Below are 22,783 nucleotides of genomic sequence, written 5' to 3'. Positions count from 1 at the left end.
CATGTCTGACAAAACACGCCGCATCGTGCTGACCGGCGGCCCGGGCTCGGGCAAAAGCACGCTCATCGACGTTCTTCATCGCCGCGGCTTTCCGCACTCGCAGGAGGCCGGCCGGGCGATTATTCAGGATCAGGTGAGTATCGGCGGCCATGCGCTGCCGTGGGGCGATCGCCAGGCCTTCGCCGAGCGGATGCTCGATTGGGAACTGCGCTCATGGCGCGAAGCGACGGGCGCAACATGCTGGTTCTTCGATCGCGGGCTGCCGGATATCGCCGGGTATCTCACGCTGTGCGGACTGCCGATCCCCGCGCATTTGACGGCGGCGATCGGCGCCTTTCGCTATGCCGATACGGTGTTCATCGCCCCGCCGTGGCAAGCGATCTACGTGCAGGACAGCGAGAGAAAACAGTCTTTCGCCGAAGCCGAGCAAACCTATCGGGCGATGGTGGTCGTCTATCGCCGCTATGGCTATCAGCTGCAAGAACTGCCGCACGCCTCACCGGACGAGCGCGCCGACTTTCTGCTCGACGCGCTGGGCCGCCGTTAGCGGCCTGCGGCCTATTTGGCCGCCAGCGCCTCCGCCTCGGCCCGCTGTTTAGCGGTTTTACGCGCATAGCGCTGCGCCAGCACCGCGCACACCATCAGCTGAACCTGGTGGAAAATCATCAGCGGCAGCACCATGGCGCCCACCGCCGCGGCCGGGAACAGCACGTTGGCCATCGGGATGCCGTTCGCCAGGCTCTTTTTCGAACCGCAGAAGACGATGGTGATTTCATCGGCGGTGTTAAAGCCCAGCCAGCGCGCCGCGTAGGTGTTGATCACCAGCACCACCGTCAGCAGCACCAGCGACATCACCAGGATGGTCAGCAGCGACCAGCCGTCGATGCGATGCCAAATCCCTTCCACCACCGCCGCGCTGAACGCGGTATACACCACCAGCAGGATCGACGAACGGTCGGTCAGGTTGATCAATTTGCGATGGCGATCGATCCACTTGCCGATCAATGGCCGCGCCAGGTGGCCGATCACGAACGGCACCATCAATTGCAAAATGATTGAACCGATGGCGTGCAGCACGTCGGTATTACCGCCCTGAGTATGCATCAACGCCCCCACCAGCAGCGGCGACAGGAACACGCCGAGAATGCTCGACGCCGAGGCGCTGCAGATCGCCGCCGCCACGTTGCCGCCCGCCGCCGACGTAAAGGCGATGGCCGACTGCACCGTGGCCGGCAGCGCGCACAGATAGAGGAAGCCGAGATAGACCGTCGGCGTCATGATGCCCGGCACCAACAGGTTCATCGCCAGCCCGAGCAGCGGGAACAGCGCAAAGGTGCTGAGGAACACCAGCAGATGCAGCTTCCAGTGACTCATGCCGGCGATGATCGCCTCACGCGACAGCTTGGCGCCGTGCATAAAGAACAGCAGCGCGATGGCGGCGGTGGTCAGGTGTTCAAAGAAGGTTTTCCAGATGCCTTCGCAGGGGAACAGCGAGGCGACGATCACCACCAAAATCAGAACCAGCAAAAATTTATCAATGCGCAAACGCTGCAACCAGGACATGAAACGGATTTCCTTGCACGTAGAGTCGTAAAAAGGCCCGACGTTGCGCCGGGCCACAGAAAAGTGGGCGGGATCAGACCACCGGCAGCGCCTGCTGCAGCCGGGCCGATTCCAGCCCCAGTTCGATCAATGCCATCACCGCGATGGCGTCGGCGGCCGGCACCGGATTTTCGCCTATGCCGGCAATCGCGTCGCGCACCGCCGCGTAATAAGCCGGGTAGTTGCCGGGAATATTGAGCAGCGGCTGTTCCGCCAGCAGGTCGCCACGTGACAGCGTCACTACACCCTCGCGCATGTCATAGCCCCAGTCGGCCTGCGGCAAGCGTTCGCCGGCCTTCAGCCGGTCTTCCTGCGGATCCAGGCCGTATTTGACATAGCTGCCGCGGGTGCCGTGCACCACATAGCGCGGGCTCTCCGCCGCCGCCAGCATGCTGGCGTGCAGCACCACACGGCGATCGCCATAGCTCAGCAGCGCGTGGAAATAGTCCACCGCCTGCGCCCCCGGCCGCAGCTCACCCAAATCGACAAACAGCCGCTCGGGTTTGCCGAAGAGTTGCAGCGCCTGATCGAGCAGATGCGGCCCCAAGTCGAACCAGATGCCGCTGCCGACGCCGCCCTGTTCGCGCCAGCGCTGACGCACCTGTGGCCGGTAACGATCAAAGTGCGACTCGAAGTACACCACCTCGCCCAGCGAACCGTCGTTCAGCAGCGCTTTGAGGGTCAGGAAATCGCTGTCCCAGCGACGGTTGTGGAACACCGACAACAGCAAACCGCTCTGCTGCGCCTGTTGCTGCAGCGCCTGAGCTTGTGACAATGTCACGGTAAACGGTTTGTCCACGACCACGTGCTTGCCGGCGGCCAGCGCCTGTTGCGCCAGCGGGAAATGGGTATCGTTGGGGGTAGGAATCACGATCAGATCGAGGGCCGGATCGGCGAACAGCGCCTGCGCATCGCCCACCACCGTCATCGACGGCCAGTCCGCGCGCACTTTGCCGGCATCGCTGCTGGAAACGGCGGCCAGCTCCAGCCCGGGCGTACCGGCGATCAGCGGCGCATGAAAGGTTTTGCCGGCGTAGCCGTAACCGACCAGCCCGACACGAATTTTCTCAGCCATGGGATTTCCTCTTGCAGGCTCACGACACACCCTTTCGATTTGACACCATGCGGACGGCTGGAACAAGAAGTAAATGAGATGTTAATTCGAAGCGGGGTCGGAGTAGCCAAACGTGCGGCCCGGCCCCGCGACGCCGAGCTATCCGGTTGATAGGGATGACGAAGCCGGTATTACCCGCTAAGCTATGCCGCCTGTGATCCCCGATTCAATCAGGAAGCCGTTTTATGTCTCAAGCTGAATACTCTCGTATCGGCGGTTGGTTGCTGGCCCCGCTGGCCTATCTGATCGTCACCCTGCTCAGCGCCAGCCTGATGCTGCTCCTGTACGCCATGGCGATCTTCATGCCCGAGTCGCGCGACTATCTGTTGACCAACGCCCAGGCGTTTACCCTGCAATGGTACTTTTCGGTGTTGACCACGCTCTTGATGTGGGGCTTCACCCTGTGGCTGGTGTTTCTGTTTTGCCAGCGGTCGCAGCGCTTCCCTAAACTGTTCTTGTTATGGCTGCTGATCACGGTGATCCTGGCGGTGAAAGCCTTCGCCTTCGCGCCGGTGCCGGATGAAGTGGCGGTGCGCAGCCTCGGCTGGCCGCTGCTGATGGCGGCGCTGCTGGTGCCTTACATTAAGCGTTCGCAGCGGGTCAAAGGGACCTTTACCGAACGTTAAAGGCGATTGCAGCACGTTTTATTGGGTGATTTGTGTAAATTTTCACCAAAAAAGGCAATACCCCTGCGATTCATATGTTGTCGTCCGGCCGCCGATTCCCGATAATAGGCGGCTTTTATTTTTTTAGGCATCGCAATGACCGAATACCTGCTCCTGTTTGTCGGCACCGTACTGGTGAACAACTTCGTTCTGGTGAAGTTTCTTGGCCTGTGCCCGTTCCTCGGCGTTTCCAAGAAGCTGGAAAGCGCCATCGGCATGGGAATGGCCACCACCTTCGTCATGACGCTGGCCTCCGTCAGCGCCTGGGTGATCAACACCTTTATTCTGGTTCCGCTGGACCTGGTGTACCTGCGCACGCTCTCCTTCATTTTGGTGATCGCCGTGGTGGTGCAGTTCACCGAGATGGTGGTGCGCAAAACCAGCCCGGCGCTCTATCGCCTGCTGGGCATCTTCCTGCCGCTGATCACCACCAACTGCGCGGTGCTGGGCGTGGCGTTGCTTAACGTCAACCTCGGTTATAACTTCCTGCAGTCCGCCGTTTACGGTTTCAGCGCCGCCGCCGGTTTCTCGCTGGTGATGGTGCTGTTCGCCGCCATTCGCGAACGTCTGGCGGTGGCCGACGTGCCGGCGCCGTTCCGCGGCTCCTCGATCGCACTGATCACCGCCGGGCTGATGTCGCTGGCCTTTATGGGCTTTACCGGGCTGGTGAAATTCTAATGACTGCGTTGTGGATAGCTATCGCGGCTTTGAGCGCGCTCGGGCTGCTGTTCGGACTGGTGCTGGGCTACGCCGCGCGCCGTTTTGAGGTGGAAGAGGATCCGGTCGCCGAGCAGGTCGACGCGATCTTGCCACAGAGCCAGTGCGGCCAGTGCGGCTACCCCGGCTGTCGCCCCTATGCCGAGGCGGTGGCCAACGGCGAGATGATCAACAAATGCGCGCCGGGCGGCGAACAGGTGATGCTGAAACTGGCGGAGCTGCTCAACGTGGAGCCGCAGCCGCTGGGCAGCGAAGCCGCCGCCGAGCCGGAGCGTAAAGTGGCCTATATCGACGAGGCCAACTGCATCGGCTGCACCAAGTGCATTCAGGCTTGCCCGGTTGACGCCATCGTCGGTGCCACCCGCGCCATGCATACCGTCATTACCGACCTCTGTACCGGCTGCGATCTGTGCGTCGCCCCTTGCCCTACCGACTGTATTGAAATGAGACCGGTCGCCACCACCACCGCCAACTGGAAGTGGGACATGAAGACGATCCCGGTGCAAGTGATCCACGTGGAGCAACATGCTTAATCTGTTCGCCGCCTTTAAAAAAGACCGGATCTGGGATTTCGACGGCGGGATCCATCCACCGGAAATGAAGACTCAGTCGAGCGGCGCGCCGCTGCGTGTCGCCCCTCTGCCCAAGACCTTTATCATTCCGCTGCAGCAGCATCTGGGGCCGGAAGGCGAACTGTGCGTCAACGCCGGCGATCGGGTGTTGAAAGGCCAGCCGCTGACCGTCGGCCGCGGGCGCACCGTGCCGGTGCACGCCCCGACCTCGGGCACCGTTAGCGCCATCACGCCGCACATCACCGCTCACCCTTCCGGGCTGTCGGAGCTGTGCGTGATTATCGAGGCAGACGGCGAAGACCGCTGGTGCGAGCGCGAGCCGGTGGCGGATTACCGCCAATCGCCCGCCGCGGAGCTGATTCAACGTATTCATCAGGCCGGCATCGCCGGTCTGGGCGGCGCCGGTTTCCCGACCGCCAGTAAACTGCAAGGCGGCATGAGCGGCGTGGAAACGCTGATCCTCAACGCCGCCGAGTGCGAACCTTACATCACCGCCGACGATCGCCTGATGCAGGAACATGCCGATCAGATCGTTGAAGGCACGCAGATCCTGCAACACATTTTGCAGCCCAAGGTCACGCTGATCGGGATCGAAGACAACAAGCCGGAGGCGATCGCGGCGCTGAAACACGCGTTGCGCGGCCAGCCCGGCATTGCCCTGCGCGTCATCCCCACCAAATACCCGTCCGGCGGCGCCAAGCAGCTGACCAAGATTTTGACCGGCAAGGAAGTGCCGCACGGCAAGCACTCCTCCGCTATCGGCGTGCTGATGCAAAACGTCGGCACCGCCTTCGCCATCAAGCGGGCGATCGTCGACGGCGAACCGTTGATTGAGCGCGTGGTGACCCTGACCGGCGAGGCGGTCGAGCGCCCTGGCAACCTGTGGGCACGCATCGGCACGCCGGTGCAGCACCTGCTTGATTTCGTCGGTTTCCGTCCGCAGGCGCAGCAGATGGTGGTGATGGGCGGCCCGCTGATGGGCTTTACCCTGCCCGCGCTGAACGTGCCGATCGTCAAGATCAGCAACTGCATTCTGGCGCCGACGGTGGATGAAATGACGCCGCAGGAACCCGAGCAATCCTGCATCCGCTGCGGCCTGTGCGTGGACGCTTGCCCTGCCGGGCTGTTGCCGCAACAGCTGTACTGGTTCAGCCGCGGGCAGGAGCACGACAAGGCGCGCAACCACAACCTGTTCGACTGCATCGAATGCGGCGCCTGCGCGTTCGTCTGCCCCAGCAATATCCCGCTGGTACAGTACTACCGGCAGGAAAAGGCCGAAATCAAGGCTATCGATCTGGAAGCGGCGCGCACCGCCGAGGCCAAGGCGCGTTACGAGGCCAAGCTGGCGCGTCTGGAGCGCGAGAAACTGGCGCGCGAAGAGCGGCACAAAAAGGCCGCCGTCAAACTGACCGACGACGATCAGGGGGCGGTACAGGCCGCACTGGCGCGCGTACGCAGCAAGAATGCCGAAGCGGCGGTTACGCCGGTCGACGGCCAGCAGCCGGACAACAGCGAGATGATCGCCGCCCGCGAAGCGCGTAAAGCGCAGGCGCGTGAACGGCGCGCCCAGTTGGCGGCCGAAGCGGAACAAGCCTCGCCGGCAACCTCAGGCGACGACGCGCGTAAGGCCGCCGTGGCCGCGGCGCTGGCCCGCGTGAAGGCGCGCAAAGAGGCACCGGCCGCAGACATCACCGCCCATGCCGCGACAGAGGACGATCCGCGTAAAGCGGCAGTCGCCGCCGCCCTGGCTCGCGTGAAGGCCAAGAAAGCGGCGCAGCAGGCGGACGCTCCCGCTGAGACAGAACCGGCTCCGGCTACCGCCGAAGAAGATCCGCGCAAAGCGGCGGTCGCGGCGGCTATCGCCCGCGCCAAAGCCAAGAAAGCGGCGCAGCAGGCGGACGCTCCGGCCGAGACAGAACCGGCTCCGGCTACCGCCGAAGAAGATCCGCGTAAAGCGGCAGTCGCCGCCGCCCTGGCTCGCGTGAAGGCCAAGAAAGCGGCGCAGCAGGCGGACACTCCCGCTGAGACAGAACCGGCTCCGGCTGCCGCGACAGAAGAAGATCCGCGTAAAGCGGCAGTCGCCGCCGCCCTGGCTCGCGTGAAGGCCAAGAAAGCGGCGCAGCAGGCGGACGCTCCGGCCGAGACAGAACCGGCTCCGGCTACCGCCGAAGAAGATCCGCGCAAAGCGGCGGTCGCGGCGGCTATCGCCCGCGCCAAAGCCAAAAAAGCGGCGCAGCAGGCGGACGCTCCGGCTGAGACAGAACCGGCTCCGGCTGACGCCGAAGAAGATCCGCGCAAGGCGGCGGTCGCGGCGGCTATCGCCCGCGCCAAAGCCAAAAAAGCCGCCAGAGAATCGCTGGCGGCGGAAACGGAAGACAAATGATGACGGCGGCGCCTGGCCTACGCCGGGCGCCGTTTAATCGATAGAGATCAGATAGGTGTAGTCCACTTCAATCTGACGCAGTTTGGACTCCGGGTTCCACTCTTTGGTTTGAATGATCTCCATTTCCATACTGCCGCGCACCTTATCCTTCAGCCCCGGCATCACATGCGACACCAGATAACCGAAAAACTGCAGACACTCCTTCGCCGTGCCCTTATGGTTGATGGAGATAAACTCGCGGCTCGGCAGATGGATGGTGTCTATCTGATGATTGGAAAGAATGTCCTTTTTATGTTCAGGATCGACCGCCATCACCAGCGTGGACGACAGCTCGTCGCCTTCCCCGGCCTGCGGGCAATAAATGCTGTAAATTCGCCGGCAGTCGACGTGCAACCCCTTGAAGAAGTCATTGAAAATCTCGTCCTTCATCGCCATGCAGGACGCGTACTCCAGCTCTTGTTCGGAGGCGAAATCCAGCCGGCGCGAGAAGCCGACCAGCTGCATCTCGGGCAGCGTCAGCCGCTTCACTTCCGGATAATATCCCGCGCCGTAGCTGGCTTCGAAGTTAAAGCGCGGCATCAGGTTTTTCACGTCCCAGTGCTCCATCGAGCGGTAGCGATTGGGCGTGGTGCCGAAGCGCTGCTTGAACATGCGAGTAAAGGTCTGCTGCGAGTCGAAGCCCAGCTCATCGGAGATGTCGATGATGGAGCGACGGGTGATGCGCAGCGCCACCGCGGCGCGCGTCAAGATGCGCGAGCGGATATAGGTGGCGAGTTGAATGCCGGTAATACGCTTGAATTTACGCTGCAGATGCCACTTGGAGTAGCCCGAAATACGCGCAACTTCATCCAGGTTTGGCCGTTTCTCCAGATGTATCTCCACCCACTCAATTAGCTCTTCAATAAAAAAAATGTCTTCATTTGTCATTATTATGGATTCACTGACTCAATAATGTTCGCGATAGTAACCTACACGTATTATGTGAAAGTTGTTATTTTGTGCGGAAATCTGGACAAAAATGATATTTCATTCATACGGTTACCCCATTTCTCAGGGGCGATGGCGGCACAAGTTCCACAGACAATTCCTCACGTTAGCCCATTTTCCGGCCAAAAAAAAATCAAATCGCGCCACGCCGATCTCAACGGGTGCGAAAAGCCGAATACCCCTATCATTAAGGCGTATTACCCTCGCATCGAATCAGGTAGAATGCTCGGCTATTATTTTTGCCGCGCCCGCAATTCGGCGCATCGAAACTGCCGCAGGCGCGGCGCAGAAGGTATCGTTACTCTATGAAGTTCAGGCCGGTATCACCCACAGCCGCCAAAGGCTTACACATCGCCAGCTCGCCGTTCACCCACAACCAGCAAAGCACCAGCCGCATTATGCTGTGGGTGATGTTGGCCTGCATTCCCGGCATCGCAGCACAGATTTGGTTCTTCGGTTACGGCGTGCTGATTCAGGTGGCGCTGGCGGCGATCGTCGCGCTGGCCGCAGAAGGCGCGATCCTCAGGCTGCGCAAGCTGCCGGTGCGCAGCCGGCTGGCGGACAACTCCGCCCTGCTGACCGCGCTGCTGCTCGGCATCAGCCTGCCGCCGCTGGCCCCGTGGTGGATGATCGTCATCGGCACCTTCTTCGCCATCGTCATCGCCAAACAGCTGTACGGCGGCCTTGGGCAGAACCCGTTCAATCCGGCGATGGTCGGTTACGTGGTGCTGCTGATCTCCTTCCCGGTGCAGATGACCAGCTGGTTGCCGCCGGATGAGCTGCGCGCCACCGCGCTGTCGTTCCACGACACGCTGCTGGCCATTTTCAGCGGCCATACCGCTCAGGGCGCGACGCTGCACGAATTGCAGATGGGCGTTGACGGCATCAGCCAGGCTACACCGCTCGACGGCTTCAAAACCGGTTTGCGCAGCGGCCACAGCGTTGAACAAGTGTTGCAGCAGCCGCTGTTCGGCGGCGCGCTGGCGGGCATCGGCTGGCAGTGGGTCAACCTCGGCTTTCTGGCCGGCGGCCTGTTTATGCTGGCGCGCCGCCTGATCCACTGGCAGATACCCTTCAGCATGTTGGCCGCTATCGCCTTCTGCTCCGGTCTGGCCTGGTGGCTCGATCCGGCGCATCAGGCTTCGCCGCTGATCCACCTGTTCTCCGGCGCCAGCATGCTGGGCGCGTTCTTTATCGCCACCGACCCGGTCAGCGCCTCCACCACGCCGAAGGGCCGTTTAATCTACGGTGCGCTGATCGGCGTGCTGGTCTGGCTGATCCGCGTTTATGGCGGCTACCCTGACGGCGTGGCCTTTGCTGTGCTGCTCGCCAACATCACCGTCCCGTTAATCGACCACTACACGCAGCCGCGCGTGTACGGCCATCGCTAAGGAGCCGCCATGCTGAATTCCATGAGAAAGCACGGCACCACGCTGGCGGTGTTTGCGGCGGTCACCACCGGCCTCACCGCCGTGGTCTACGCCCTGACGAAAACCACCATCGCGCATCAGGCGGCGCTGCAGCAAAAAGCCCTGCTCGATCAGGTGGTGCCGCCGGAAAATTACGACAACGTCATGCAGAACGAATGCTTCCTGGTCAGCGATCCGGCGCTGGGCGACGGCGCGCCACACCGTTTATACCTGGCGCGCAAAAACGGGCAACCGACCGCCGCCGCGCTGGAAACCACCGCGCCGGACGGTTACTCCGGCGCCATCAAGCTGCTGGTCGGTGCCGATTTCAACGGCACGGTACTCGGCACCCGGGTGATTGAACACCATGAAACCCCGGGGCTGGGCGACAAGATCGAACTGCGCATTTCCGACTGGATTTCCTTCTTCAGCGGCAAGAAAATCGAAGGCCCGGACGACAAACGCTGGGCGGTGAAGAAAGATGGCGGCATGTTCGACCAATTCACCGGCGCCACCATCACCCCGCGTGCGGTGGTCAATGCGGTGCGCCGCACTGCGTTGTATATGGAAACGCTGCCGCCTAAACTTGAAAGCTTACCTGCGTGTGGAGCCAGCGAATGAGTGAAGCCAAAGAATTGATCGTCCAGGGGTTGTGGAAGAACAACTCCGCCCTGGTGCAGCTGCTGGGCATGTGCCCGCTGCTGGCGGTGACCTCCACCGTCACCAACGCGCTGGGCCTGGGGCTGGCCACCACGCTGGTGCTGACGCTCACCAACGCCTCCATCTCCGCGGTGCGCCGCTGGGTGCCAAGCGAAGTGCGTATTCCTATCTACGTCATGATCATCGCTGCGGTGGTGAGCATCGTGCAGATGCTGATCAACGCCTATGCCTTCGGTCTGTATCAGTCGCTCGGCATTTTTATTCCGTTGATCGTGACCAACTGCATCGTCGTGGGACGCGCCGAAGCGGTGGCCGCCAAGAAACCGGTCGGCCTCTCGGCGCTGGACGGCATGGCCATCGGCCTCGGCGCCACCGGCGTCATGGTGACGCTGGGTTCAATGCGCGAGCTGCTGGGCAACGGCACGCTTTTCGACGGCGCCGATCAACTGCTGGGCGGCTGGGCCAAATCGCTGCGCATCGAAGTGGTGCACTTCGACAGCCCGTTCCTGCTGGCCATGCTGCCGCCAGGCGCCTTTATCGGCCTGGGCCTGCTGTTGGCGGTCAAGTATCTGATCGACGAAAGAATGAAGGCGCGCAAAGCCCGCGCCGTGGCGGCGGAACCGCTGCTGGAACAAGGACGTGCTGAGAAGGCCTGATGAACAAGCAGAAGCGACTGGAAATTCTGACCCGGCTGCGCGACAACAATCCGCATCCGACCACCGAGCTGGTGTACACCACGCCATTTGAGCTGCTGATCGCGGTATTGCTGTCTGCGCAGGCCACCGACGTGAGCGTCAACAAGGCGACCGCCAAACTCTATCCGGTCGCCAACACCCCCGCCGCCATGCTGGCGCTGGGGGTTGATGGCGTCAAGGAGTACATCAAGACCATCGGTCTGTTCAACAGCAAGGCCGAAAACGTGATCAAGACCTGCCGCATGCTGCTGGAGCTGCACGGCGGCGAAGTGCCGGAAGATCGCGCCGCGCTGGAGGCGCTGCCGGGCGTTGGCCGCAAAACCGCCAACGTGGTGCTCAACACCGCCTTCGGCTGGGCGACCATCGCCGTGGACACCCATATCTTCCGGGTGTGCAACCGCACCCACTTTGCGCCTGGCAAGAACGTCGATCAGGTGGAGGAGAAACTGTTGAAGGTGGTGCCCGCCGAATTCAAGGTCGATTGCCATCACTGGCTGATCCTGCACGGCCGCTACACCTGCATCGCGCGCAAACCGCGCTGCGGCTCCTGCATCATCGAAGACCTGTGCGAATATAAAGAAAAGGTTTATCCGGAATCCTGAGTCCGTTGGGTGCGGCAAACCGCACCCGCCGCGTCCTCTTCCCTCGCCAACGCCGCTTTTTTATCAAAAATGTGATATCGCGCAGCAGTAACCCCGGCGTTATCGCGGTTTTCAGTAAGAAACCCATCGCTGCGTTATTTTCAAGCAAAAAATTAGTCGAAAATTGCGGTGAACGTCACGCTTTCGGGATCACAAGGCGTTCACAAATGCCAGCCCCGTTTTCCTAAATTTCTATAATTTTACAAATCGCGCCATATACACAACATTCCAACGGATTAATAACCTCACGTACACTGATGCGCTAAAAAATAGCAATTCAGCAGAATATATCCCTGTTTAAAATTCGTATAGCTTTTAATCAAAACAAAAAATCGATAAACCACTAAAAGCCCAAAGTTAATACTGCATAACATTTGCAACATCGCGGCATAATCCTGCCGGCGTTAAATGTAACCGAATATGACAAACTGCTTGCCACGTTGACAAAGATAGTGAACATTAACCGCCGTCCCCATCCTATAACAACGCAAAAGGATGCCGTTCCGCATCAACTTTTGTACTTTCCCGTCCCCTAAAGACGGGCTGCGAAAAAACAGAGGTACCCGTGTCAACAGCAAACAACCAACACCAGGAGAGCGTGAGCCTTAACGCGTTCAAACAACCGAAAGCATTCTATCTGATCTTCTCGATCGAACTGTGGGAGCGCTTCGGCTATTACGGCCTGCAAGGCATCATGGCGGTTTATCTGGTCAAGATGCTCGGTCTGAGCGAAGCCGACTCCATCACCCTGTTCTCTTCTTTCAGCGCCCTGGTATATGGCTTCGTCGCCATTGGCGGCTGGCTGGGCGACAAGGTGCTGGGCGCCAAACGCGTGATCGTGCTCGGCGCGCTGGTGCTGGCCGCCGGTTACGCCATGGTGGCCTACTCCGGCCACGACATCTTCTGGGTCTACCTGGGCATGGCGACCATCGCCGTGGGCAGCGGCCTGTTCAAGGCCAACCCGTCCTCCCTGCTCTCCACCTGCTATGAGAAAGACGACCCGCGTATCGACGGCGCCTTCACCATGTACTACATGTCGGTGAACATCGGTTCCTTCTTCTCCATGCTGGCTACCCCGTGGCTGGCGGCGAAGTACGGCTGGAGCGTGGCGTTCTCCCTGAGCGTGGTCGGCATGCTGATCACCCTGGTCAACTTTATGATGTGCCACAAGTGGGTGAAGAAAAACGGCTCCAGGCCTGACTTCAAGCCGCTGCATCTGCCGAAACTGCTGATGGTGCTGGTCGGCATCGTGGCGCTGGTCGCCGTGTCCAGCTGGCTGCTGCACAACCAGGTGATCGCGCGCTGGGCGCTGGCCTTCATCTCCGCCGGGATCGTGATCGTGTTCGCCAAGGAAGCCTTCGCCCTGCATGGCGCCGCACGCCGTAAAATGATCGTCGCCTTCCTGCTGATGCTGGAAGCGGTGGTATTCTTCGTGCTGTACAGCCAGATGCCGACGTCGCTGAACTTCTTCGCCATCCACAACGTGGAGCACAGCATCTTCGGCGTCGCCTTCGAGCCGGAGCAGTACCAGGCGCTGAACCCGTTCTGGATCATGCTCGCCAGCCCGATTCTGGCCGCGTTGTATAACAAGATGGGCGATCGTCTGCCGATGCCGCACAAGTTCGCTTTCGGCATGATCCTGTGTTCCTGCGCCTTCCTGGTGCTGCCATGGGGCGCCAGCTTCGCCAACGAACAGGGCATCGTGTCGGTCAACTGGCTGATCCTGAGCTACGCGCTGCAGAGCATCGGCGAGCTGATGATTTCCGGTCTGGGTCTGGCGATGGTGGCGCAGCTGGTGCCGCAGCGTCTGATGGGCTTCATCATGGGTTCCTGGTTCCTGACCACCGCCGCCGCGGCGCTGATCGCCGGTAAAGTCGCCGGTCTGACCGCCGTCCCCAGCGACATCAACGACGCGCACGCTTCACTGGCCATCTACAGCCATGTGTTTATGCAAATCGGCATCGCCACCGCCGTCATCGCCATCCTGATGATGCTGACCGCGCCGAAACTGTACCGCATGACGCTGGACACCAGCGAAGACCTGAATCAGAAAGCGCAGGAAGCCACGGCGGCTCACTGATCGCCTGTGGATTGAGCGTAAATAGAAACGCCGGGGTTAACCCCCGGCGTTTTTTTATGCCCGTAAGAAACGTGTTTACGCTGGCTTGCGCTTGCCGCTCAGGTTGGCCCACATGAATTCGCTCACCAGCGCGCTGTGGAACGCCGCCTGTTGCTTGTCGGCGGCGGCGCTGTGCCCACCCTCGGTATTTTCGTAGAAGTAAGCCTGCTGATACCCCATCGCCTGCATGCGCGCCGCCATTTTGCGCGCGTGGGCCGGGTTGACACGATCGTCGCTGGTGGCGGTATAGAACAGCACCGGCGGGTAGGCCGTCTGCGCCTGAATGTTGTGGTACGGCGAGAAGGTTTTGATATAGGCCCATTCCTCCGGCTTGCTCGGGTCACCGTATTCGGCGATCCACGACGCGCCGGCGGAAAGCTGGGTATAGCGCTGCATGTCCAACAGCGGCACTTCGCAGACGATGCAGCCGAACAGCTGCGGATACAGCGTCAGCATATTGCCTACTAGCAGGCCGCCGTTGCTGCCGCCGCGCGCGCCGAGATGCGGCGCGGAAGTCACCTTGCGCGCGAACAGGTCTTCGGCCACGGCGGCGAAATCCTCATAGGCGCGATGACGATTCTGCTTGAGCGCCGCCTGATGCCAGGCCGGACCATATTCACCGCCGCCCCGAATGTTGGCCACCACGTATACCCCGCCGCGCTCCAGCCAGGCCGGCGCCTTGCCGCCCAGATAGCCCGGCAGCAGCGGCACTTCAAACCCGCCGTAGCCGTACAGCAGCGTCGGCGTGCTGCCGTCCAGCTTGAGATCTTTGGCGGCGATCTGGAAATACGGCACGCGGGTGCCGTCCTTGGAGCGCGCGTAATGCTGGCTGACCTGATAGCCGGCGGCGTCAAAGTCCTGCGGCGCCTGTTTCAGCAGCGTCGCTTCCCCGCCGTCGAGGTTGCCCATATACAGCGAGGTCGGCTGCAGGAACCCGCTGACCGTCAGGAAATAGGCGTTGCTCTCGTCGTCGATGCCGCCGGCGGAAAGGGTGCTGATGGCGCCGGGGTTGCCCAGCGGGCGACGTTGCCAGCTGCCGCCCTGCGGCGTCAGCACTTCCAGTCGGTTGACCACGTTATCCATGATGCTGAGGATCAGGTGATCGCGAGTGCCGCTGTAGCCGCTCAGCGCCTGCTCCGCCGTCGGGGTAAACAGCGGCTGCAGCTCGCGCTTGCCCGCCAGATAGTCGTCGAAATTGGCCGCCAACAGCGAGCCGGACGGATAGCGCTTGCCGCCCACGTCCCAATCGCTGCTCGGCTTGATCAGCAGCCATTCCCGATGCGTATCCAGCTCGGCGTCGGCGGGGATGTCGATTTTTTTCTGCCGGCCGTCCTGAGTCAGCAAGAAATAGTCGCGGCGGTAGAAGTCCAGGCTGCGGCCGACGAAATCGCGCTCAAAGCCCGGCGTGCGGTCGTGATAGGCGAAGACCGCCATGTCCTCGGGCTGCGCTTCGTACAGCGTTTCGGCGGCGCTCAGCGGCGTGCCGCGCCGCCAGCGTTTGGCGATGCGCGCGTAGCCGGACTGGGTCATCGAGCCGGGGCCGAAATCGGTGGCGATGAACAGCGTGTCCCGATCGACCCAGGAAACCCGGCTTTTCGCCACCGGTACGTTAAAGCCGTCTTTGACGAAGCGTTTGGCCACCAGATCGAATTCGCGGATTTCGGTGGCGTCGCCGCCGTCCGGCGACAGCTGCATCAGGCAATAACGGTATTCCGGTGCCAGCGGTTGAGAGCCCTGATAAACCCAATCTTTGCCCTCCGCCTTGCCCAGCGCATCGATATCCAGCACCGTCTCCCAGGCCGGTTTGGCCTTGCGGTACTCATCCAGCGTGGCGCGTCGCAGCAGGCCACGCGGGTTGGCCTGATCCTGCCAGAAGTTGTAATAGTACTCGCCGCGTTTGCTCACCCACGGGATCTGGGTGTCTTTATTGAGGATATCCAGGACTTCGCGCTCAATGCGCTGAAAGTCTTCGCCCTGGCCGAAACGTGCCACGGTGCGCTGATTTTCCTGCTGCACCCATTGCAGCGCTTTTTTACCCTGCAGCTCTTCCAGCCACAGGAATTCATCGCCGGCGGCCGCGCCGCCCTCCGCCGCCATCGCCAGGCGGATACTGTTGGGTAATGAAGTCATCGCGAATACGGCTCCTGCGGTTTGCGCACTGAGTTTAATAAACTGACGTCGATTGGTGACCGGCAAAATCAAGCTCCTTTTGAGTCGGCTGCAACGCCGCCTCGTCATGGGCGACAGCCTGTGGAATAAGAGTCATTTTCAACAAGGTAGGCGTTTGGCGGCGCGGAGTCAAAGCCCGCGGCCGCCGCGTTGAGTCAGGATTGAGGATAGTGGATCAGATCGTGAATGCGCACCGTGTGTGAACCGGCGTTGCGGTAGGCATGCGGCCGATCGGCCTGAAAGCGCATCGCCTCGCCGGCCGCCAGGCTGTGCCACTCGCCGTCTATCGCCAATTCCAACCGGCCGCTGATCACGATCACATGCTCAATTACGCCCGGCTCATGCGGCGACGATTCGCTGAGCGCGCCCGGCGCGAGATCGATGACGAACATGTCGAAACCCAGCTGGCGATCGTAGGGAAACAGCGGCACCACGCGCATATCGGCGTTGTCCTGATCGTACACCGGCAGTTCGCCGTAGCGGTGCAGCGTCGCCTGCTGCTGCGCGGGCGACGCCTCAAGAAAGGCGGAGAACGCCACGTTGAAACCGGTGGCGATCTTCCACAGCGTCGCCACCGTCGGGCTGGATTCGCCGCGCTCAATCTGCCCGAGCATCGCCTTGCTGACGCCGGTGTATTCCGCCGCCTGCGTCAGGCTCCAGCCGCGCTGCGCGCGCAGCGTGCGAAGGGTGTGCGCCAAATGGCCGGCAAGTTCCTGCATCCTGTTCTCCTCTGCGTATCGCGCTCGATTATACCCGCTTGTGCGCTATAGCGCACGGTGCTATGCTGATTTCTTACCGTGCGTTATAACGCACACTCACCGATTGGAGCTCCTCATGCGCCCAGCCCTCTCCTTGCGCCATCTGACCCTGCCCGCCGTCATGGCCGGCTTTGTCGCCGTTCTGGTCGGCTACACCAGCTCTGCCGCCATCATTTTCCAGGCCGCCGCCGCCGCAGGCGCCACGCCGGCGCAGATCGGCGGCTGGCTGAGCACGCTTGGGATCGCGATGGGCGTCACCTCGCTGGGGCTTTCGCTGTACTATCGCACCCCGATCCTCACCGCGTGGTCGACGCCAGGAGCGGCGCTGCTGGTCACCAGCCTGCCCGGCACGCCGATCAATGAGGCGATCGGGGTGTTCATCTTCGCGTCGGGCCTGATCCTGCTCTGCGGCGTCACCGGGCTGTTCGCCCGCCTGATGGATTATATTCCGCAGGCGATTTCTGCCGCGATGTTGGCGGGGATCCTGCTGCGTTTCGGGCTGGACGCCTTCGCTTCACTGCAGCTCAATTTCCTCCTCAGCGCCGGTATGGGGCTGGCCTATCTGCTCAGCCGCCGTTACCTGCCGCGTTATGCCATCGTACTGACACTGGCGATTGGGCTGGCGATCGCCGCGCTACAGGGCGATATCCATCTGGCGCAACAGGCGCCGGCGGTCGCCGTGCCGGAATTTATCGCGCCGCATTTCAGTTGGCCGACGCTGCTCGGCATCGGCGTGCCCTTCTTCGTGGTCACCATGGCTTCACAGAACGCCCCCGGGATCGCTACGCTGCAGGCGGCGGGCTACCGTGTCCCCACCTCACCGCTGATCGCCTGGACGGCTCTGACCGCGCTGCTGCTGGCGCCATTCGGCGGTTTCTCGGTGTGCATCGCCGCCATTACCGCCGCCATTTGCATGGGGCCGGACGTGCATCCCGATCCACAGCGGCGCTATATGGGCGCGGTGGCCGCCGGCGGCTTCTATTTGTTGGCCGGGTTGTTCGGCGGCGCCATCGGCCTGCTGTTCAGCGCGTTGCCGGTCGCCTTGATCCACACCATCGCCGGGCTGGCGCTGCTCGGCACCATCGGCGGCAGCCTGCAACGCGCGCTGCATGATGAAAAACAGCGCGACGCGGCGCTGATCGCCTTCCTGATCACCGCCTCCGGCGTCACGTTGCTCGGCATCGGTTCGGCATTCTGGGGCATTGTCGGCGGCGCCATCGCGCATCTGCTGCTGTCGCTGCCGCGGCGAAACACCGTGACGTAAGGGGCGGTCTACATTGACAAGCGGCGCCGTGGCGCCTTCACTTTCTCTGTCGTCTGAATGTCAATTCACATAATAAGTGACGCCGTCACCAAGGAAGCTTATGACCGAGAAAGCCGCGCTGTTGGCCCAGCGCTTGATACGCAATGTCGAACAGGTAGAGATGAAGCATGACCGGCGGCCGCCGCTGTATGACAGCGTCGGCGCTCGTCTCGGCACCGGCACCGCCGCCGACAAGCTGGGCGCCTCCTTCGATTGTGTGGCGCCAGGCATGCGTTCCTGCCCCTATCATTTTCACTACGCTCAGGAGGAAATGTTCATCATTCTGGAAGGCAGCGGAACGCTGCGGGTAGCCGGAGAAATGCTGCCGATCGTCAGTGGGGATGTCATTTTCATTCCGCCTGGCCCGGAATACCCGCACCAGATCATCAACACCTCCGATGCGCCGCTGAAGTATCTGTCCGTCAGCACGCGCGAACAGCCGGAAGTGGTGATGTATCCGGACTCAGGCAAATACCAGGCGATGGCGCGCGGCAATGACGGCGAGCAGGTGCGTTATCTGCAGCGTCCTTCAGCCTCGCTCGATTACTGGCAGGATGAACCCTGAATCGCCGTCCGGCAACGTGAGATCCAGCGCGCGCGCCGCCAGTTCCGCGACGCGAAAATCGATGTCCGCCGCCTGCCCGTCTTCCATGAACCAGGCGGCGGAAAGCCCCGACCAGGCCAGGATCCATTGCAGCAGACGCCGGCGATCCAGCCCGGCCAACCGGCACACCTGTTCCACGCGGCGATGGAAAATGGCCGGATCGGTGGCGACGCCGTAGTTGGGATTGCAGAAGATGTTGGCGTAATCGAAGCCCCGTTCACCGTACAAACGCTTGGGATCGATCGCCAGCCAACCGCGTGCACCAAAGTCCAGCACATTGTCATGGTGGATATCCCCGTGCAACACGCTTTCTTCTCGCGGGCTGCTCAACAGCTCCGCCGCCGCCGTGGCGCTGAGACGCAGCATGCCGCCGTGCGCCTGGGCCGCAGGCCACAGCGAGCTGAACCACTCCTGCAACGGGATAAGCTCAGGCAACGGCGCCGCCCGCGGCGCATGCAAGGCGGCGATCGCCCGGCACAGGATCTGCGTGGCTTGTTCATCGTCGCCGTCACGCACCAGCTGCGCCAACGACCCTTCGCCCTGCGCGCGCTCCAGCAAAATGCCGTCGTCGTGCCACGCCAGCACCTGCGCGGCACCTTCTCCACGCCACCAGCACATCAGCTGCCCGCCGAAGCGCTCCTCCTGCTCGCGGGCGATCTTCAGCATGGCCGCCGCGCCCCGGTAACGCACCGGCATCAATAGACTGCTGTGGGTTTCGAAGGCTTTGCCGTCCTGCTCCAGCCGCCAGCGCTGCAGGTAAGGCGTAAAAAGCGGGTTCATCGTCTCTGCATCCTTGTTGCCGATCTGCGCCGCACTGTCACATTCGCGTGAGAGACGGCGTATAACATAAAGGGGGATGATTCTCTCAGATATCATCGGCGTGCGGCGCTTTGCCGCGTTTTCTCCAGTATCCTAACCAAGTTTGTCGATTTTATTAACCGGTCTTGCGCGGGGTTTGACCATGACATCATTAAAACGCATTAATTATCCGCAATTGCCTACGCCGGGTGGCCCTTATGTGCACGCCGTGCGCCACGGCGATCGCCTGTACGTATCTGGCTTGACGGCCTTCGCCACCGACGCGCAGGGCTTGAGCGCGCCGCAGCAAACGCAAGAGATCCTTGAGCAGTTGGCGACCATCGCCGCCAGCGAAGGCGTCAATCTCAAGGCATTGATTAAAATCAGCGTGTTCCTGACCGACATCGCCGATCTGGCGAGCGTGCGCCCGGTGCTATTTGACTATTTCGACGGCGCGCTGCCGGCCTGTTCTTTGATGGCGGTCAGCGCGTTGTTCTCACCCGCAGTGTGCGTAGAGATAGAGGCGGTGATGGCGTTGCAATAAGGCGCGGCTAGAGCACAATGCTGATTCAGTTAAGCGTTTTTCTGCAGGCGTTCGTGACATTTTCGGTCGATAAAAGTGAGATGCCCCATGTGGCTCACGCACCTCGACCGAGCCAGGGGCCGAAGGCGCGGCCCCTGGCAACCCGCGCCTTTGCCCTATCAGACGGTTGGCTTTGCCAACGTTACTCAGCCCATCCCTGGGCCTCGCCCCTTCGGGGCCGCTGCAAGCAGCGTTCAAATCTGCTCCAGGCAGATTTGTCCACTCTCCGCCATAGCACATTGAGGCCGGTTGCGACAGGCGTCCCTGCCTGTCTCACCTGAAACCGCCGTCCATGGCGGTTTCTCCTAATGCGCTATGCCTGCGTTCGGCGTCTTCAAGGGCGTCCAATACCGTGCTCATCTCCGATTTCTCTTCTCTGTCATAACCTCATAAGGGACAGGTTGCCCGGTAGCTGCCAGCTCGGGTGTTGACCTTTAGCACGCATCACCGGCTGCCGAGCAAGGCGGCGTTGTCAGGGGCAACCGGCCAGGGAAGGCCGGTTGAGGCGAGACTAACAGGGACGTTTGTCGCAGCCGACCCGCCCGACAATGCAGACACGGCGAGGGTATCCGCGCAGCGGACAGGCGGTGTTAAGCAAAGGCGCGGGTGTAGGGGCCGCGCCATCGGCCCCTACAATTGCCGTTCATGTTGGCCATAAAGAAATGCGGAACATTGACGGCAATTCCCCTGCACAGAACGCCCAGAGGCTGGATAAGAAAAATGCCACTCAGGCTTAAGTGAGCGGCATTGCGGCTAGAGCGCACCTTCGTCCGGCACGCAGGGGCCGATCTTGAACCAGGCTTTGGCGATCCGCCCCTGTTCCACTTCGTAAATGGCGATGACATCCATTTTGCCGCGCCCCTGCGGGAAGTTGCGCGTCACCACCTCCTGATCGACCACCATATTCCCCACCGCCATGCGTTTTATTCGTTCGCCGTACAGGCTCGGCTCGCGAAAGCGCGCCAGATGCCGTTCGCGGATCGCCGCCTTGCCGCTGGCCAGCAGCGTGTCGGGGTGTTCGTAATACTGCGCGTCATCCGCCCAACAGGCCATAAAGGCCTCGATATCGCGGGCGTTATAGGCGTCAAGCTGTTGTTGAACCACATCCTGCGGGCGTGCCGTCTTATCGTTCATCATGTTCTCCTGCCGAAGTTAACCGCCGCATGCGTCGAACCCATCACGTTAACCGCCCAGTGCTACGGCTTGATGATACAGCGCTAATTGAATAAAAACACGAAAATAGCGAATAAATAACCTATCACACCCGATAAACAATACCAGCGTCCGCGCATAAATTTTCCGCGTACTCCGGGGAACGCTGAAAACCGCCTGACGGCGTGCGTTAATCTTTGCGGCAGTTGGGAGGATTCTGCTAATTTAGCGTGAACAGCCTGATGATAACGAAACGCTATGCAGCAAAAACCGGTGTTGGACGAAGCCAGACAGTTAAAACGACTCAACGCCGCCACGCGGCGCCAATCCCATATGTACAAATGGATCGCGCTGATTGCTGCGCTGGATGCGCTGTTGGTGTTTTGGTATGACCGGGATATGCGCAACGTCACCTTCTCGGGAGCGGTTGCGCTGGTGTGCGGCTATTTGTGGATCCGCGATCGCAACAAGGCTCGGGGTTACCGGCGCGAGTTTGACCGCAAATTCGGCAAGCACAGCGGCGATTAAGGCTGCATCGCTTCCAGCACTTTAGCGCTGTCGACAATCTGCACGAACTTCACGATCTTGCCGGCGCGCACCGTATAAATATGCGCAAAGGAGGCGCTGAAGGCTTTGCCGGTGGCCCGGTAAGTGCCGTGATAAAAACCCTGAGCAATCACGTTGTCGCCGGCGTCGTAAAAGTGATCGACATCGGCGCGGTAACCTTGCCATTCGCTGCCCAAACGCTGATGCACGTTCTTGATGATATTCTCCGGGCCGATATAGGTACCGGCGTAAGGGAAACCGGCGGCTTCGGTCCACTCGGCATCGGGGGCCAGCGCCGCCAGCAGATTACGGCCGTTTTCTTCGGAACTGCCTTCGTAAGTCGCGCGCACTATCTCAAGAGGGGTTGGCATGTCTCTTCTCCCATGGCTGATAAGGATATTCCGACCATCTCCGCGGACACAGGCTCTCACCAGGCGGAGACGGCGGAATGCGGCTATTCTAGGTTGCTTGTTTCGCTGCAAAAACCGCAGTTGTGACAATAGTAGGTTGCACTTTAGTAAACAATAGTCGTCTTCTGTCATTCCCTCGACCTCCGACGCGACTATGCTGATTGCCCGATTTCCCCCAACAGGAGCTGAACGTGTCTTTACCCTCGCTGACGCAAGAGCTGTTACAACCGTTTTCCCCCTACCAGACGCTGGCGCAAACGCTGCTGCCGCTCACCCTCGAATCGGACGATGGCTCGCACGATGTGGCGCACCTGCACCGAGTCTGGAAGAACTGCCGCCGCATCAGCAAGCTGGAAGGCGGCGACCGGCGCATTCTCTGCGCGGCGGTGCTGCTGCATGACGCCGTGGCGGTGGAAAAGAATTCGCCGCAGCGTCACCTGGCTTCGCGCATGGCGGCGCAGCAAGCCACGCTGACGCTGACCCGGCTCGAATGGGCGCCGGCGGACATCGCGGCGGTGGCCCACGCTATCGAAGCGCACAGTTTTTCCGCCGGCATCCCTCCGCAAACGCTGGAAGCGAAGATCCTGCAGGACGCCGATCGTCTCGACGCCATTGGCCTGATTGGCGTAGCCCGCTGCTTCTATATCGGCGGCCGCATGCGCAGCGCGCTGTATGACGCTGCGGATCCGCGGGCCGAACATCGTCAATACGATGACAAGCGTTTCAGCCTGGATCACTTCGAAACCAAGCTCTTCAAGTTGCAAGACGGCTTCCAGACCGCCGCCGGGCGACAGATGGCCGAGCAGCGCACCGAACGCATGCGGCGCTTTGTCGACGATCTGCTGGAAGAGGTGTAACCTGGGCTTACGGGGCATTTTCGTTATGCCCATAACATT

At 61.3% G+C, this 22,783-nt stretch carries 23 protein-coding genes; 15 read left to right on the top strand and 8 right to left on the bottom strand.

Translation table 11 applies throughout. The features are described from left to right. The first annotated feature begins 1 nt into the window (after nucleotide 1). Nucleotides 2–547 carry an AAA family ATPase gene (locus tag ACSBQS_RS07365; RefSeq protein ID WP_047026192.1) on the top strand — a complete coding sequence of 182 codons (546 nt, stop codon included), beginning with the start codon at nucleotides 2–4 and terminating at the stop codon, nucleotides 545–547. 11 nt (nucleotides 548–558) lie between these two features. On the opposite strand, the gene ACSBQS_RS07360 is transcribed toward ACSBQS_RS07365, so the two are convergent. Then, nucleotides 559–1,563: a bile acid:sodium symporter family protein gene (locus tag ACSBQS_RS07360; RefSeq protein WP_033640474.1), complete on the bottom strand. Its 1,005-nt coding sequence runs from the start codon at nucleotides 1,561–1,563 to the stop codon at nucleotides 559–561. Between the two features lie 73 nt (nucleotides 1,564–1,636). Further along, the gene (locus tag ACSBQS_RS07355) at nucleotides 1,637–2,677 is read right to left on the bottom strand and encodes an oxidoreductase (protein WP_033650498.1); all 1,041 of its coding nucleotides are present in this window, start codon (nucleotides 2,675–2,677) and stop codon (nucleotides 1,637–1,639) included. 224 nt (nucleotides 2,678–2,901) lie between these two features. Here ACSBQS_RS07355 and ACSBQS_RS07350 point away from each other — a divergent pair, with 224 nt between their 5' ends. From ACSBQS_RS07350 to rsxC, 4 genes are all read left to right on the top strand, one after another. After that, nucleotides 2,902–3,342, top strand: a complete 441-nt coding sequence (locus tag ACSBQS_RS07350) for a DUF2569 domain-containing protein (RefSeq protein WP_004938446.1) — start codon at nucleotides 2,902–2,904, stop codon at nucleotides 3,340–3,342. A gap of 135 nt (nucleotides 3,343–3,477) precedes the next feature. Continuing rightward, the gene (rsxA, locus tag ACSBQS_RS07345) at nucleotides 3,478–4,059 is read left to right on the top strand and encodes an electron transport complex subunit RsxA (protein WP_004938443.1); all 582 of its coding nucleotides are present in this window, start codon (nucleotides 3,478–3,480) and stop codon (nucleotides 4,057–4,059) included. Further along, on the top strand, nucleotides 4,059–4,631 hold the full coding sequence (rsxB, locus tag ACSBQS_RS07340) for an electron transport complex subunit RsxB (RefSeq protein ID WP_004938428.1): 573 nt from the start codon (nucleotides 4,059–4,061) through the stop codon (nucleotides 4,629–4,631). The genes rsxA and rsxB overlap by 1 nt, the downstream gene beginning before the upstream one ends. Beyond that, nucleotides 4,624–7,053 carry an electron transport complex subunit RsxC gene (gene rsxC / locus ACSBQS_RS07335; protein WP_434990102.1) on the top strand — a complete coding sequence of 810 codons (2,430 nt, stop codon included), beginning with the start codon at nucleotides 4,624–4,626 and terminating at the stop codon, nucleotides 7,051–7,053. The genes rsxB and rsxC overlap by 8 nt, the downstream gene beginning before the upstream one ends. 33 nt (nucleotides 7,054–7,086) lie before the next feature. On the opposite strand, the gene ACSBQS_RS07330 is transcribed toward rsxC, so the two are convergent. After that, nucleotides 7,087–7,980 carry a helix-turn-helix domain-containing protein gene (locus ACSBQS_RS07330; protein ID WP_033642950.1) on the bottom strand — a complete coding sequence of 298 codons (894 nt, stop codon included), beginning with the start codon at nucleotides 7,978–7,980 and terminating at the stop codon, nucleotides 7,087–7,089. A 365-nt stretch (nucleotides 7,981–8,345) separates the two neighbouring features. On the opposite strand from ACSBQS_RS07330, the gene rsxD reads away from it, so the two are divergent. The 5 genes from rsxD (at nucleotide 8,346) to dtpA (ending at nucleotide 13,525) form a co-directional block, all read left to right on the top strand. Next, on the top strand, nucleotides 8,346–9,431 hold the full coding sequence (gene rsxD, locus ACSBQS_RS07325) for an electron transport complex subunit RsxD (protein ID WP_033652582.1): 1,086 nt from the start codon (nucleotides 8,346–8,348) through the stop codon (nucleotides 9,429–9,431). A gap of 9 nt (nucleotides 9,432–9,440) precedes the next feature. Then, nucleotides 9,441–10,070 (top strand): electron transport complex subunit RsxG, encoded by a 630-nt coding sequence (rsxG, locus tag ACSBQS_RS07320; protein ID WP_033652583.1) that lies wholly within the window; start codon nucleotides 9,441–9,443, stop codon nucleotides 10,068–10,070. Then, nucleotides 10,067–10,765 (top strand): electron transport complex subunit E, encoded by a 699-nt coding sequence (locus ACSBQS_RS07315; RefSeq protein WP_033642947.1) that lies wholly within the window; start codon nucleotides 10,067–10,069, stop codon nucleotides 10,763–10,765. Before rsxG ends, ACSBQS_RS07315 begins: the two co-directional genes overlap by 4 nt. Continuing rightward, nucleotides 10,765–11,406, top strand: a complete 642-nt coding sequence (nth, locus tag ACSBQS_RS07310; protein WP_019455952.1) for an endonuclease III — start codon at nucleotides 10,765–10,767, stop codon at nucleotides 11,404–11,406. The genes ACSBQS_RS07315 and nth overlap by 1 nt, the downstream gene beginning before the upstream one ends. 604 nt (nucleotides 11,407–12,010) lie before the next feature. Next, entirely contained in the window at nucleotides 12,011–13,525 is a 1,515-nt protein-coding gene (dtpA, locus tag ACSBQS_RS07305; RefSeq protein ID WP_033642946.1) for a dipeptide/tripeptide permease DtpA, read from the top strand. Nucleotides 13,526–13,600: 75 nt separating this feature from the next. Here the strand turns inward: dtpA and ACSBQS_RS07300 are convergent, their stop codons facing one another. Both ACSBQS_RS07300 and ACSBQS_RS07295 read right to left on the bottom strand, forming a co-directional pair. Continuing rightward, on the bottom strand, nucleotides 13,601–15,694 hold the full coding sequence (locus ACSBQS_RS07300) for a prolyl oligopeptidase family serine peptidase (RefSeq protein ID WP_197749786.1): 2,094 nt from the start codon (nucleotides 15,692–15,694) through the stop codon (nucleotides 13,601–13,603). Nucleotides 15,695–15,888: 194 nt separating this feature from the next. Further along, complete coding sequence (locus ACSBQS_RS07295; protein WP_033642943.1) at nucleotides 15,889–16,452, bottom strand: helix-turn-helix domain-containing protein; 564 nt, start codon at nucleotides 16,450–16,452, stop codon at nucleotides 15,889–15,891. A gap of 115 nt (nucleotides 16,453–16,567) precedes the next feature. Between ACSBQS_RS07295 and ACSBQS_RS07290 the strand changes: the two genes are divergently transcribed. Further along, nucleotides 16,568–17,755, top strand: a complete 1,188-nt coding sequence (locus tag ACSBQS_RS07290; protein ID WP_033652587.1) for a benzoate/H(+) symporter BenE family transporter — start codon at nucleotides 16,568–16,570, stop codon at nucleotides 17,753–17,755. A 100-nt stretch (nucleotides 17,756–17,855) separates the two neighbouring features. Beyond that, a complete protein-coding gene (locus ACSBQS_RS07285) occupies nucleotides 17,856–18,359 on the top strand; it encodes a cupin domain-containing protein (protein ID WP_033652588.1) in 504 nt (167 codons plus the stop codon). On the opposite strand, the gene ACSBQS_RS07280 is transcribed toward ACSBQS_RS07285, so the two are convergent. After that, a complete protein-coding gene (locus ACSBQS_RS07280) occupies nucleotides 18,324–19,178 on the bottom strand; it encodes an aminoglycoside phosphotransferase family protein (RefSeq protein WP_033642940.1) in 855 nt (284 codons plus the stop codon). The genes ACSBQS_RS07285 and ACSBQS_RS07280 overlap by 36 nt on opposite strands. 181 nt (nucleotides 19,179–19,359) lie before the next feature. Between ACSBQS_RS07280 and ACSBQS_RS07275 the strand changes: the two genes are divergently transcribed. After that, complete coding sequence (locus ACSBQS_RS07275) at nucleotides 19,360–19,740, top strand: RidA family protein (protein WP_033644265.1); 381 nt, start codon at nucleotides 19,360–19,362, stop codon at nucleotides 19,738–19,740. A 792-nt stretch (nucleotides 19,741–20,532) separates the two neighbouring features. Here ACSBQS_RS07275 and ACSBQS_RS07270 read toward each other — a convergent pair. Further along, nucleotides 20,533–20,913 carry a nuclear transport factor 2 family protein gene (locus ACSBQS_RS07270; protein ID WP_033642939.1) on the bottom strand — a complete coding sequence of 127 codons (381 nt, stop codon included), beginning with the start codon at nucleotides 20,911–20,913 and terminating at the stop codon, nucleotides 20,533–20,535. A 276-nt stretch (nucleotides 20,914–21,189) separates the two neighbouring features. Here ACSBQS_RS07270 and ACSBQS_RS07265 point away from each other — a divergent pair, with 276 nt between their 5' ends. Then, nucleotides 21,190–21,459 carry a hypothetical protein gene (locus ACSBQS_RS07265; RefSeq protein ID WP_033642938.1) on the top strand — a complete coding sequence of 90 codons (270 nt, stop codon included), beginning with the start codon at nucleotides 21,190–21,192 and terminating at the stop codon, nucleotides 21,457–21,459. On the opposite strand, the gene ACSBQS_RS07260 is transcribed toward ACSBQS_RS07265, so the two are convergent. Then, the gene (locus ACSBQS_RS07260; RefSeq protein ID WP_033642937.1) at nucleotides 21,456–21,848 is read right to left on the bottom strand and encodes a nuclear transport factor 2 family protein; all 393 of its coding nucleotides are present in this window, start codon (nucleotides 21,846–21,848) and stop codon (nucleotides 21,456–21,458) included. The genes ACSBQS_RS07265 and ACSBQS_RS07260 overlap by 4 nt on opposite strands. A gap of 200 nt (nucleotides 21,849–22,048) precedes the next feature. Between ACSBQS_RS07260 and ACSBQS_RS07255 the strand changes: the two genes are divergently transcribed. Next, complete coding sequence (locus tag ACSBQS_RS07255) at nucleotides 22,049–22,744, top strand: HD domain-containing protein (protein ID WP_080301939.1); 696 nt, start codon at nucleotides 22,049–22,051, stop codon at nucleotides 22,742–22,744. Nucleotides 22,745–22,783: the final 39 nt, after the last annotated feature.

This window comes from Serratia sp. H402Y (genome assembly GCF_051172415.1).
GTDB classification, from domain to species: domain Bacteria; phylum Pseudomonadota; class Gammaproteobacteria; order Enterobacterales; family Enterobacteriaceae; genus Serratia; species Serratia ureilytica.
Note: the sequence above shows the minus strand (reverse complement) of the source record. Positions and strands in the feature narration are given on the sequence as shown.

Excerpts from the sequence above, each read along its gene's own strand:
- ACSBQS_RS07295 (WP_033642943.1), bottom strand. The coding sequence starts at position 16,452 with ATGCAGGAACTTGCCGGCCATTTGGCGCACACCCTTCGCACGCTGCGC.
- ACSBQS_RS07350 (WP_004938446.1), top strand. The coding sequence starts at position 2,902 with ATGTCTCAAGCTGAATACTCTCGTATCGGCGGTTGGTTGCTGGCCCCG.
- ACSBQS_RS07365 (WP_047026192.1), top strand. The coding sequence starts at position 2 with ATGTCTGACAAAACACGCCGCATCGTGCTGACCGGCGGCCCGGGCTCG.
- ACSBQS_RS07285 (WP_033652588.1), top strand. The coding sequence starts at position 17,856 with ATGACCGAGAAAGCCGCGCTGTTGGCCCAGCGCTTGATACGCAATGTC.
- ACSBQS_RS07355 (WP_033650498.1), bottom strand. The coding sequence starts at position 2,677 with ATGGCTGAGAAAATTCGTGTCGGGCTGGTCGGTTACGGCTACGCCGGC.
- ACSBQS_RS07290 (WP_033652587.1), top strand. The coding sequence starts at position 16,568 with ATGCGCCCAGCCCTCTCCTTGCGCCATCTGACCCTGCCCGCCGTCATG.
- nth (WP_019455952.1), top strand. The coding sequence starts at position 10,765 with ATGAACAAGCAGAAGCGACTGGAAATTCTGACCCGGCTGCGCGACAAC.
- rsxD (WP_033652582.1), top strand. The coding sequence starts at position 8,346 with ATGAAGTTCAGGCCGGTATCACCCACAGCCGCCAAAGGCTTACACATC.
- ACSBQS_RS07280 (WP_033642940.1), bottom strand. The coding sequence starts at position 19,178 with ATGAACCCGCTTTTTACGCCTTACCTGCAGCGCTGGCGGCTGGAGCAG.
- ACSBQS_RS07265 (WP_033642938.1), top strand. The coding sequence starts at position 21,190 with ATGCAGCAAAAACCGGTGTTGGACGAAGCCAGACAGTTAAAACGACTC.
- ACSBQS_RS07270 (WP_033642939.1), bottom strand. The coding sequence starts at position 20,913 with ATGAACGATAAGACGGCACGCCCGCAGGATGTGGTTCAACAACAGCTT.
- rsxA (WP_004938443.1), top strand. The coding sequence starts at position 3,478 with ATGACCGAATACCTGCTCCTGTTTGTCGGCACCGTACTGGTGAACAAC.
- ACSBQS_RS07260 (WP_033642937.1), bottom strand. The coding sequence starts at position 21,848 with ATGCCAACCCCTCTTGAGATAGTGCGCGCGACTTACGAAGGCAGTTCC.
- ACSBQS_RS07360 (WP_033640474.1), bottom strand. The coding sequence starts at position 1,563 with ATGTCCTGGTTGCAGCGTTTGCGCATTGATAAATTTTTGCTGGTTCTG.
- rsxC (WP_434990102.1), top strand. The coding sequence starts at position 4,624 with ATGCTTAATCTGTTCGCCGCCTTTAAAAAAGACCGGATCTGGGATTTC.
- ACSBQS_RS07330 (WP_033642950.1), bottom strand. The coding sequence starts at position 7,980 with ATGACAAATGAAGACATTTTTTTTATTGAAGAGCTAATTGAGTGGGTG.
- ACSBQS_RS07315 (WP_033642947.1), top strand. The coding sequence starts at position 10,067 with ATGAGTGAAGCCAAAGAATTGATCGTCCAGGGGTTGTGGAAGAACAAC.
- rsxB (WP_004938428.1), top strand. The coding sequence starts at position 4,059 with ATGACTGCGTTGTGGATAGCTATCGCGGCTTTGAGCGCGCTCGGGCTG.
- rsxG (WP_033652583.1), top strand. The coding sequence starts at position 9,441 with ATGCTGAATTCCATGAGAAAGCACGGCACCACGCTGGCGGTGTTTGCG.
- ACSBQS_RS07300 (WP_197749786.1), bottom strand. The coding sequence starts at position 15,694 with ATGACTTCATTACCCAACAGTATCCGCCTGGCGATGGCGGCGGAGGGC.
- ACSBQS_RS07275 (WP_033644265.1), top strand. The coding sequence starts at position 19,360 with ATGACATCATTAAAACGCATTAATTATCCGCAATTGCCTACGCCGGGT.